Origin of the sequence: Sulfuricurvum sp., assembly GCF_049305995.1 — a bacterium.
Classification (GTDB): domain Bacteria; phylum Campylobacterota; class Campylobacteria; order Campylobacterales; family Sulfurimonadaceae; genus Sulfuricurvum.
In genome coordinates, this window is record NZ_JBAQPS010000104.1 from 1 (window position 1) to 10,680 (window position 10,680).

Sequence of the window (10,680 nt, forward strand, 5' to 3'; positions counted from 1 at the left end):
AGGTACAACAGCGGACGAAAGAACTTCAGGAAGCATTGGTCTTTGCGAAGAAAACCGAATATGAAATCTCTGCCCGTTTGGGAAAAGCTTCAGAATACCGTGATATGGAAACGGGAATGCATATTAAACGGATGAGTCATTATTCGGCTGCGTTAGCTGAGCTTTCAGGATTGCCTCCGGAGGAGGTAGAACTTATTTTGTATGCATCACCGCTTCACGATATTGGTAAAGTTGGTATTCCCGATCGTATTTTGCTCAAACCGGGACGTTTTACGGCTGAAGAGTTTGAGATTATGAAGCTTCATACAACACTTGGGGGTAAGATGCTTGAAACAGATGGGGATTATCCTGTTATCGATGCAGGGCGTATCATCGCGTTACAGCATCATGAAAAAGTGGATGGAACCGGGTATCCAAAAGGGTTGAGCGGTGAGCAAATCCATCCTTACGCATTGATCGTTGCAATTGCTGATGTCTTTGATGCGCTAAGTTCGGAAAGAGTTTATAAAAAAGCATTTACGATTGAGCAGACACTTGATATTCTAAAAGAAGGTTCAGGTACCCATTTTGATAAACAGTTGATAGATTTATTGATAGCTAATTTGGATGTTTTTTTAAAAATAAAGGCGGCTTTTCCGGATGAAGAAGATACACCTTCGATCATGAAATTGATCGATCAATTGCAATAAGGAGATAAGGTATGCATATATTAATCGCTGAAGATGACGAATACAACCAAATGGTTGTTCAGGCAATGATAGAAATTCTCTATCCGGATGTAACAATGGATATTGTTTCGAATGGAATCGAGGCTCTTGAAAAATTGCAAAATAATACCTTTGATCTACTTTTGTCTGATGTTGATATGCCTCTCATGAATGGGTATGAGTTAGTAGTGGAAATTAAGAAGATGGGGTTGAATATCCCAATGATATGCGTTACGGCTTTTGCTATTAGCGGAGATAAAGAAAAATTACTTATGCATGGTTTTGAACGTTATATCTCAAAACCTATTGATATGGATGAAATGCGATTGGTACTAGACCCTTATCTAACCGTCGGGGGGAATTGATGCATAAACCGGTGAGTATAGCGTCCCTTATCTCTGTTTTCGGATTAGATGAAGAACAAATGCAACGACGAGAAAAAGTAGGTTCTTATATCCATTCATTTTCCGCATTGGTGTATGATCGGATGTATAGCCACTATCTTCTCAAAGATCCGATATACCATAGTATTCTCTCTTCTTCCGATGTTCCAAGACTGGTACGAATGCAATCAGAATATCTAAGCTCTCTATTTATTCACCCGTTGGATGAGCGTTTTTTACACCGTACCCGTCAAATCGGAGAGATTCATATCGCTATAGGACTTGAAGCAATTCATATATCTCGAGGCTATGGCATTATTAATGAAATTATACTTAGCTTGAGTGAAGTCAATACTCAAATCCGTGAGGATTTAACCATTATCACTAAAATGCTTCGTATCTCAGAATTGGTGATGACAGATAGCTATTTTGAGCGTTATGCTGAACATCAAGAAGAATTGAAAAAAGAGAATGAAATTTTAAATCTTTTTGATAAACTGTACGCTGCATTGACGATTCATAAGCAAAGTCAGAAAAAAGTATTAAATTATTATAGTTCAGGGAAAGAAAAAAACATTACTCCTTTGCGCATATATACGGAAGAACAATGTCCTTTTAGTGCTTTGATGGATCAGCTTGCGGATAAAAAGGAACTTTTGGAAGGGTTCGGTATCAATTTAGAAGAAGCTCGTATCTCTCATCACAATTATCATAAAGCTGTTGAAGAGTTGATCGAAGCTTCCAATAGAGATGATAAAGAGATTGATACGTTTAAAAGCAAGGTGGAAACAGTTTCTGCATCGCTTTATGCTATTATTGATAAACCATTGGAAGAGATTTCGGCAACCTCCTATTTAGGGATACATTCAGGAGTCACATTTTTAGAAGCCTGCGCTCAGTCGATTCATGAAGGATCAATAAGCCGTGATGGAGAAGAGATTCTTGATAATTTACAAGATAAACTATACATGCAATTACAACAGATTATGGGATGGTGTATCGATGATCTTTATATTGGCTTTGAGGATCTCCCTCAAGATGTCGCGGTCGATATCAGTACTAAACTTATTTTAAAAGGGAAACGTATTAATATTGGTGTTGTCATAAAATCAATTCCAAACAAGATTTTTATGGTAGATATTATCAAAATACTTTTAGAGATTATCCGTCAAAACTCTTACAATCGAGAACGAGAACAAGCGTTAATACAGCTTGTTGATCAAGTTGAGAGAGCCAGTCGTTCCAAAGATATGTTTTTAGCCAATATGTCGCATGAACTACGAACTCCGCTTAATGCTATTATTGGGTTTTCACAAATTTTAGGGATGAATCAGACGCTTCCTCAAACTCTTAAACCCTATATCGATAAAATCGGTATTGCCGGAAATAATTTGCTAACATTGGTTAATACGATTCTCGATTTTGCAAAACTTGAAGCGGGAAAACTCTCTTTCAGACCAGATGTTGTCATTATTTCAGGATTGTTGCGAGATGTAGCAACGATTATTGAGCCAATGGCATTAAAAAAATCGATTCGCTTTCACTATTCCGAGATGATTTCTCTAGGGCTATATTTGGATCGACAACTCATTCATCAGGTATTATTGAATCTTTTAAGCAATGCGATTAAATTCACTCCTGAGGGAGGTGATGTCCACATGTCAGTTGAGTTTGATGATGAGAAAAGAGTTTACCGTTTTGGGATATGTGATACCGGTATCGGTATTGAAGCAAAAGATATTGCAATACTTTTTGACCCTTTTACGCAAGTTGAAAATCCATTTCAAAAATCTTCAAAAGGGACAGGTCTTGGATTGGCAATTTCCAAGCGGATTATTGAAGATTTGCATGGGGGAAGTTTGTGGGTAGAAAGTGAGCTGGGCAAAGGATCGTGTTTTTATTTTACCATTCCTGTATCTCAAACTCAAAATACAATAGAACGCTATAGTTCGTCTAACGAAAAAGCGAAACGGATGCTTATCGTCGAGGATACTCCTGAGTATCAAAAAATGTTGATTGATCGATTGAATGTGTTTTACCATTTAGTGGTTACTAATTCAGTTAATAAAGCTAAAGAATTGTTAGAAAAAGAATCTTTTGACTTTATCGTCCTTGATTTCTTTTTGGTGGATGGTATTAGCTCAGAAGTATTGCAATTTATGGAGCATAATCAAATTCGGATTCCCGTTATCATTATTTCGGCTGAAGATGATAGTAAACTGATTGCACATCTTCCTGATACTGAGAGTGTCGAGGGAATCTTTAACAAAACAGATATCCAACAAATTTGTACTTACTTATCCAATCGAATTTAATTAAGGAGAAAAAATTATGGTTAACGAAATAAAAAGCCTTCCCCCTCTTCCCGAGTCAATTATTCGGATTCAAGAATTATGTATGAGTCATGATACAAATATCGAAGAACTTTCAAAAGTAATTCAGAGTGATCCGATGTTGAGTGCTAACATACTTAAATCGGTTAATTCTCCTTTATATGGTATGAGTAAAGAGATATCTTCTATTCAACAAGCGGTTATGTTGTTCGGTATTTCTATGATTCGAGGATTTGCAGCAGCCAATGCAATTAAAAAAACAGTTGCAGTTGATTTAAGTCCTTATAGTAAAACTATCGATGATTTAAGTCGTATTTCAACACTTCAAAGTTCTTTAGTGCGTGAGTGGTATCGGAATGTAGATAAAAGTATGATATCTCTTCTGCAAAGCACGGCATTTTTGATGGAGTTAGGGAAGTTGGTCGCTTCGCTCAAAATGATTAGTCTTGGTGAATCGGATAAATTTACAACCGATATCTCTCAAGGCGTACCGATTGCTGAAGCTGAGCAACGTTATTTGGGGATGAGCAGTTATGAGATTGCGGCAATGATGTTTGAACATTGGAATTTTGAGTCTGCATTGACTGAAATATTGCATGAAATTTCGAATCCAGAAACAAAAAATAAATATGCGCAAGTACTTAATGTTATCAGTAAAGCGGTTAATTTACATAATCCATTAAGCGAGAACGCGCTGAGTGAAGCACGAGAAACTATAGCGGTATTTGGATTAAACCTTAGTGCCTTTGATGAAGCACTCGATTCGATCAAATCAAAACAATAAAAAGGATCATGTGTGAAAGGGATGGTTTTTACAGAATTAGTAGAGTTTGTAGAAAATAAATTCGGATTTGATACTTTGGATGCGATGTTAGAAGCCTCTATGTTGGAAGAAAAAGGGGCTTATACCCAGGCTGCTAATTACTCTTATGAAGAATTGGTAGCGATAGTTTCTCGTTTGGCAGAAATCACCAATTCACCTGCCGGAGATTTGATTGAAGCATACGGTCGTCATTTATTTGGACGGATTGTAAATCTTTATCCTCCCATGGTAGCAAACTTTAGTTCATCCTTAGCATTTATTTCCCAAGTTGACACCTTTATCCATCCGGAAGTAAAAAAACTTTATCCGGATGCTGATTTACCAAGTTTCAAATTGATAACGCTTAATGAAAATGAGCTTATAATTGATTATAAATCAAATAAACCTCTAATGTCTCTTGCAAGAGGTTTGATGTTGGGTGCAGCTGACTTTTTTCACGAAACCATTGAAATACTGGAAGATAATCAAGCGGATGAAACAGGTCGATTAGCTCGATTTACGGTAAGACGGTATGGCTGATTCAGACGCAGCTCAGTGGAAAAAGCGGTTCGAACGAGAACGTTCAGCTCGTAAAAGTGCTGAAAAGTTACTCGAAGATAAAAGTCTCGAAATTTGGGAGATTAATCAGGCCCTCGAACAAATGATTGAGGAGCGAACAGTTGAGTTGCAAGAAGCGTTAATTGCGGCTGAAGCCGCCAATAAAGCAAAAGATGCATTTTTATCGAGCATGAGCCATGAATTGCGGACTCCTTTGAACGCTATTATAGGATTTTCGCAAATTTTAATGTCGAAATCTGACACAAATGAGAACGCTAAAGGATTTATTGAGAAAATTCAAGTCGCAGGTAAAACACTTCTTTCAATTGTGAATACTGTATTGGATTTCTCTAAAATTGAATCGGGAAAAATGGATTATAGTCCGGAATCTTTCCCTATCTTAAAACTTTTGCAAGAAATCGAAACTATTATTGAACCGTTATTGCTCAAAAAAAAGCTTTCTTTAGAGATTGAATCAGATGTAGAGGAGATGATTGCCGATTTTTATCTTTTAAAACAAGCTTTAATTAACTTGCTCAGTAATGCTATCAAATTTTCTCCACAAAGTGGAAAGATCCGTCTTGAGTGTTGTAAAGATGAGTATAGTAATGCAGTGATATTACGTGTGATTGATCATGGAAATGGGATCGAACAAGAAAAAATTCACACATTATTTCAGCCTTTTTCTCAGCTTGCCAATGCTCGTTATATTGAAGAAATAGGAACAGGTCTTGGACTTATGATTATCAAAAAAATAGCCGATTTGCACCAGGGAGAAGTTAATATTAAAAACAATGCATCGGGTGGTGCAACGTTTTGGATAGTTATTCCGCAGCCTGCTATGTGTCGATTGAAACTGGATAACACATGACATGGCTCTATTCGTCATGGGCTCGGACGAAAGGGTTTTATATTGGGATCTTTCTTGGTTTGGTTGTTATTTTTGTTGGGATAGATACACTTTTTAATTATCGTAATCTCCAAAATTTTATTTTAAATGAAGAGCGAGAGATAGAGTCTGATTTTACTCGTCATTCTCGATCGCTTCAAGAGATATCTGCTCTGATGTACACGACGATTATCAATACAGATGAGGTGATAGACGTTTATAAAAAAGCTCATTATGCAGATGTTTCCGAACAAAAGGTCATACGAAAGAAATTATGGGAATTACTGAAAGATGATTATGCTGTTTTGCATCGCTTTCGGATACAGCAGCTTCATTTTCAGCTTCCCGATAATGAAAGTTTTTTACGCTTTCATAAGCCGAAGCAATTTGGTGACAGCCTTATTGGAATTCGTCCTACGATAGAGTATGTCAATCGCACCCATAGACCGATTAGCGGATTTGAAGAAGGGCGGATATTTAATGGATTTCGGTATGTGTACCCTCTGTTCGATCGTACGAAAAGTTATATCGGGAGTGTAGAGATATCGAGTTCAGCACTGTCGTATAAAGAGGCTTATGAACTTGATCAGAAACAAGAGCTTGATATTGTAATGCGTGCTGATGTTGTGGAAGAGAAAGTGTTTAAATCTGAACAGAGTAATTATATCCCCTATCGCCTAAATCCTGCTTTTAGGCTTGAGCGTGACATGGATACATATGATCGACAAAAACAGACATTCCGTACACACAACGAATATTTGAATCTTTTTGGACAACAAGCCGATGTTATTCAAAAAATGGGTGCAATGAAAAAATTTTCCGTTTACGGCATTTTTCATGGGCGGTATATTCTGGCAACATTTTTACCTTTGAAAAATGTTATTACGGGGGAAAAAGTAGCGTATGCTATCATTTTTCGGGAGAGTGAATATCTCAAAAATGCATTTCGCGGATTTATATTTGAATCTTTTTTAGCTGTGGTAGCTGCTTTTATTTTGACATTGGTTTATTATTTCGTTCAATTACGGCTGATTGTTCAGCAAGAGCTTGAAAAGGCTTTGATCATGGCAAAAGAAGCGAATATCGCCAAAGATACTTTTTTATCCAGTATGAGTCATGAACTACGTACACCTCTTAATGCTATTATCGGATTTTCTCAAATACTCATGGTAAAACCAGATATTTCCAATGGAGTTAAAGGATTTATAGAAAAAATTCATATTTCGGGTAAGAATCTTCTCACTTTAGTCAATACTATTCTTGACTTTTCGAAAATCGAATCGGGAAAAATGGATATCATGATTGAGTCATTTGAGATCCAAGAGTTGATCGATGAGGTGAAAATTTTAGTTGAATCAATAGCGCTTAAAAACAATATAACGCTCTCTTTGGAATTATCTAAACCGATCAACATTTATGCTGATCGTCAGCTTATTAAACAGGTATTGGTAAATCTCCTTACAAATGCGATTAAATTTTCACCTGATTTTTCATCCATAGAGCTTGAATATCGACATGCAAATGGATTTGAAGTTTTCGTGGTTCATGATCATGGGGTAGGAATACCGAATGATCAAATTGCCTCTTTGTTTGATCCGTTTACCCAAATACGGGAACATCAAAATGAGGCGATAAAAGGAACCGGTTTGGGCTTGGCAATTGTAAAGAAAATCATGGAATTACATAATGGAAAAGTTTGGATTGAGAGTGTCTTAGGTAAGGGGAGCAGTTTTTTTATTGCTTTACCGAATAAAAAATTAGCTATAAATATAAAAGTCGAAAATAAAGGAGATGCATTATGAGAAGCGAACAAATCAGATGGAATGAGCAACATGGGTGGAGTGAATACAATAAAGCAGAAGCAGAAAATCGTCATTTAGTCTTGGTTTTCTTTGATCATCCGCATTGCCACAGTGTAGAGTGGTTTGAAGAATTACGAAAAATATATCCTAATGCTATCATCACAGGTGCTAGCAGTTCAGGCAGTATAAGCGATACTCTTATCCATGATCAGGATGCGATTGTAACCGCAATTACATTTGATCGATCACGTGTCCGTTGCGTAGCTGAAAAAGTAACAGAGTATTTAGATGCTCAAACGATTGGATTGACATTAGGTAGAGCATTAATGGATAAATCGCTTCGGCACGTATTAATCCTTTCGGACGGATTAACAATCAATGGAAGTGAGCTCGCCAGAGGATTTTCAGATATCTTGCCTGAAGGAGTCACGATTACGGGAGGATTGGCAGGAGATGGAACACGTTTTGAAACAACCTATGTGATTGCGCAGGCTCCGGCTCAAACGGGTATGGTTGCTGCAATCGGATTTTATGGAGAAACGCTACACGCGAAAAGTGGATGTTTCGCCGGATGGGAAGAGTTTGGATCTGAACGGATTATTACCCGATCTGAGGCAAATGTTTTATACAGTATTGATGATAAACCGGCATTAGAACTTTACAAAAGCTATTTGGGAGAGTTTGCATCTGATTTACCGGGAAGCGGTTTGCGATTTCCGATGAGTGTTCGTAAAGATGCCTATTCTACTCCTCTAATACGAACTCTTTTAGCGGTCGATGAAGCAGCAAATACTCTAACATTCGCAGGAGATGTTCCTCAAGGGTACTTATGTAGATTGCTTAAAACCAATATGGATTTATTGATAGAACATGCCGGATTAGCGGCTGAAGCTTCGAAAATGTCTCAAGATGATGAATTTTTAGTTGTAGCTGTAAGTTGTGTAGGACGTAGGTTGGTACTAGGACAACTATGCGAAGAGGAACTGGAGATTATTCGTGAAACGTTAGGGGATAAAGCAATCATTACAGGTTTTTATTCTTATGGTGAATTATCTGAGAAAGGTGAGAGCCGCTGTACTCTTCATAACCAAACAATGACTCTTGTCAGTATTTATGAATAAGGATTAGACGTGAGCGATGCCATCTATCATCGACTCTTGATTCGTCAAATGCGGCGTTTCTTAAAACCGGAATTAATGGAAGAATTGAGACCGTTTTTAAAAAGTATCAGTACATTTTATGATGATGCTGAAAAAGAGCGTCGATTGTTAGAACGTACTCTCGATGTTAGTTCCAAAGAATTGGAAGAAGCAAATCGTTCACTTAGGGAACAAAACAAAGAACTTCGTGCTCAAGAAGAGCTTAGAGCTTCCCGTGATGAAGCGATTACGGCAATGCAACAAGCTCAAGAAGCCAATAAAGCCAAAGATGCCTTTTTATCCAATATGAGCCATGAACTTCGAACTCCACTGAATGCCATTATTGGGTTTTCACAAGTTCTTATGGCAAAAAAAGATACCCCTGATACGGTTAAACTATTTGTAGAAAAAATCAATCTATCGGGTAAAAATCTTCTCTCATTGGTTAATACGATTCTTGATTTTTCAAAAATAGAATCAGGGAAAATGGATATTTTAAAAACAGATTTCTTAATATCGGATTTAATGGATGAAGTCAAAATTTTAATTGAACCTATGACAGAAAAAAAGAGTATTAAGTGTGTACTTCAAATCGATCATAATTTTCATATGTATGCTGATCGGCAGTTGATCAAACAGGTATTTGTCAATCTGATTACCAATGCAATTAAATTTTCTCCTGATGGAGAATCGATTATATTTATCCATGAGACGATCGATAAAAAAGAAAAATTTTCTATTATAGACCATGGACACGGGATTCCCGCAGAAAAAATAGCAACTTTATTTGATCCGTTTACTCAGATACGTGAGCACCAAAACGAAGCGATTAAAGGGACAGGGTTAGGACTTAGTTTAGTGAAAAAAATTATTGAGCTTCATGATGGAGAAATTTGGGTTGAGAGTACTGTGGGGATAGGGAGCTGTTTTAGTTTTATTCTCCCATCAGAGGGGAAGATCGAAAAAGTAGGCTAAGCCGTAATATATGCTGTAAACACCATATATGAGGATTGCTAACGCTGCGATACGGTTCATTGTTTGGCGAAAGGCAATCTCTTTGAAAAAGCTTACGGATTGACCCAAAGCGAGGAGTGTCGGCACTGTTGCCAAACCGAATGCCGCCATAATCAATCCACCGTCGATGATTGATGCCGAAGCTGCTGCTTTGGCAGCAAAGAAAAAGACAAATCCGCAAGGGAAAAAGCCGTTCATCACCCCCAAAGCAAAAAAACTTCCAATCGTTTTACTTTTAATGAGGCGGGAAAAAAGGGTTTTAAAGAGTGAATTGGATGAAAATCCCCGCTCTAAAGCATGGATAAGGGATGAGAGACCGAACATACCTAGAGCGGTAATAATCATAATGATTCCGGCAAAGATAAAGAGTGCTCCGTGCATCTCCATGCTCATACTGATAAGCGATCCAATCGCTCCGAAAATCATACCGAGGATCACGTAGGAGCTGACTCGTCCAAGATTGTAGGCACTATGACGGATGAGTTGAGCACCTTTACTCATCGTCGAATCGATTTTAGTGGAGCTATACGCGACGATAAATCCGCCACACATTCCGATGCAGTGACCTAAGCTTCCAGCAAACGCAATCGAAATTATGAGCCACCATTCGATACTATTCATAATCTAACCTTTTTTTAAATATTATAATTTTATATTTTTTTAGTTACAAAAGTGTTAAGACTTAACACAAATTTAACACTTCTATGAAACAATAGCATGAAATTATTTAAAGGATTCGTGAATGAAAAAAGTTTTCCTCTCTCTTGTTGCTTTAGTGGCCGTTTCGAGTGCCGATCAGTTGGTCAATCTCAAAATCGATGGGATGATGTGTCCTGCATGTGTGAAAAATGTAAAAGGTTCTTTAGCTGACGTCAAAGGGGTAAAAGAGGCTACTGTTTATCTCAAAGAGGGTAAAGCGGAAGTAAAAGCCGTAGACGGCACAAAACCTGAGGTAATGTGCGACTCGGTTAAAAAAGCGGGCTATGGCTGCACGGTAACCAAATGATTTCCTGGGCTTCCTGCCGAAGGAAACACAGTGTTAACGTAGACGGA

11 protein-coding genes are annotated in these 10,680 nt (G+C 37.6%); 10 read left to right on the forward strand and 1 reads right to left on the reverse strand.

Going from position 1 to position 10,680, the window contains the following annotated elements; translation table 11 throughout:
* The 9 genes from WA010_RS03445 to WA010_RS03485 form a co-directional block, all read left to right on the forward strand.
* The coding region (locus WA010_RS03445; RefSeq protein ID WP_422555775.1) for an HD-GYP domain-containing protein at positions 1-689 on the forward strand (689 nt) is incomplete at its 5' end.
* An 11-nt stretch (positions 690-700) separates the two neighbouring features.
* Positions 701-1,072, forward strand: a complete 372-nt coding sequence (locus WA010_RS03450) for a response regulator (protein WP_422555776.1) — start codon at positions 701-703, stop codon at positions 1,070-1,072.
* On the forward strand, positions 1,072-3,405 hold the full coding sequence (locus tag WA010_RS03455) for an ATP-binding protein (protein WP_422555777.1): 2,334 nt from the start codon (positions 1,072-1,074) through the stop codon (positions 3,403-3,405). Before WA010_RS03450 ends, WA010_RS03455 begins: the two co-directional genes overlap by 1 nt.
* A gap of 16 nt (positions 3,406-3,421) precedes the next feature.
* Positions 3,422-4,207: an HDOD domain-containing protein gene (locus tag WA010_RS03460; protein WP_422555778.1), complete on the forward strand. Its 786-nt coding sequence runs from the start codon at positions 3,422-3,424 to the stop codon at positions 4,205-4,207.
* Positions 4,208-4,228: 21 nt separating this feature from the next.
* Positions 4,229-4,765, forward strand: a complete 537-nt coding sequence (locus tag WA010_RS03465) for a heme NO-binding domain-containing protein (protein ID WP_422555785.1) — start codon at positions 4,229-4,231, stop codon at positions 4,763-4,765.
* The gene (locus tag WA010_RS03470; protein WP_422555779.1) at positions 4,758-5,654 is read left to right on the forward strand and encodes a sensor histidine kinase; all 897 of its coding nucleotides are present in this window, start codon (positions 4,758-4,760) and stop codon (positions 5,652-5,654) included. Before WA010_RS03465 ends, WA010_RS03470 begins: the two co-directional genes overlap by 8 nt.
* Entirely contained in the window at positions 5,651-7,474 is a 1,824-nt protein-coding gene (locus tag WA010_RS03475) for a sensor histidine kinase (RefSeq protein ID WP_422555780.1), read from the forward strand. Before WA010_RS03470 ends, WA010_RS03475 begins: the two co-directional genes overlap by 4 nt.
* Positions 7,471-8,595 carry an FIST signal transduction protein gene (locus WA010_RS03480; RefSeq protein ID WP_422555781.1) on the forward strand — a complete coding sequence of 375 codons (1,125 nt, stop codon included), beginning with the start codon at positions 7,471-7,473 and terminating at the stop codon, positions 8,593-8,595. Before WA010_RS03475 ends, WA010_RS03480 begins: the two co-directional genes overlap by 4 nt.
* Before the next feature lie 9 nt (positions 8,596-8,604).
* Positions 8,605-9,588, forward strand: a complete 984-nt coding sequence (locus WA010_RS03485; RefSeq protein WP_422555782.1) for a sensor histidine kinase — start codon at positions 8,605-8,607, stop codon at positions 9,586-9,588.
* On the opposite strand, the gene WA010_RS03490 is transcribed toward WA010_RS03485, so the two are convergent.
* Positions 9,559-10,248 (reverse strand): sulfite exporter TauE/SafE family protein, encoded by a 690-nt coding sequence (locus tag WA010_RS03490; RefSeq protein ID WP_422555783.1) that lies wholly within the window; start codon positions 10,246-10,248, stop codon positions 9,559-9,561. The two genes, WA010_RS03485 and WA010_RS03490, sit on opposite strands and share 30 nt — an antisense overlap.
* 121 nt (positions 10,249-10,369) lie before the next feature.
* On the opposite strand from WA010_RS03490, the gene WA010_RS03495 reads away from it, so the two are divergent.
* The gene (locus WA010_RS03495; protein ID WP_422555784.1) at positions 10,370-10,633 is read left to right on the forward strand and encodes a cation transporter; all 264 of its coding nucleotides are present in this window, start codon (positions 10,370-10,372) and stop codon (positions 10,631-10,633) included.
* Positions 10,634-10,680: the final 47 nt, after the last annotated feature.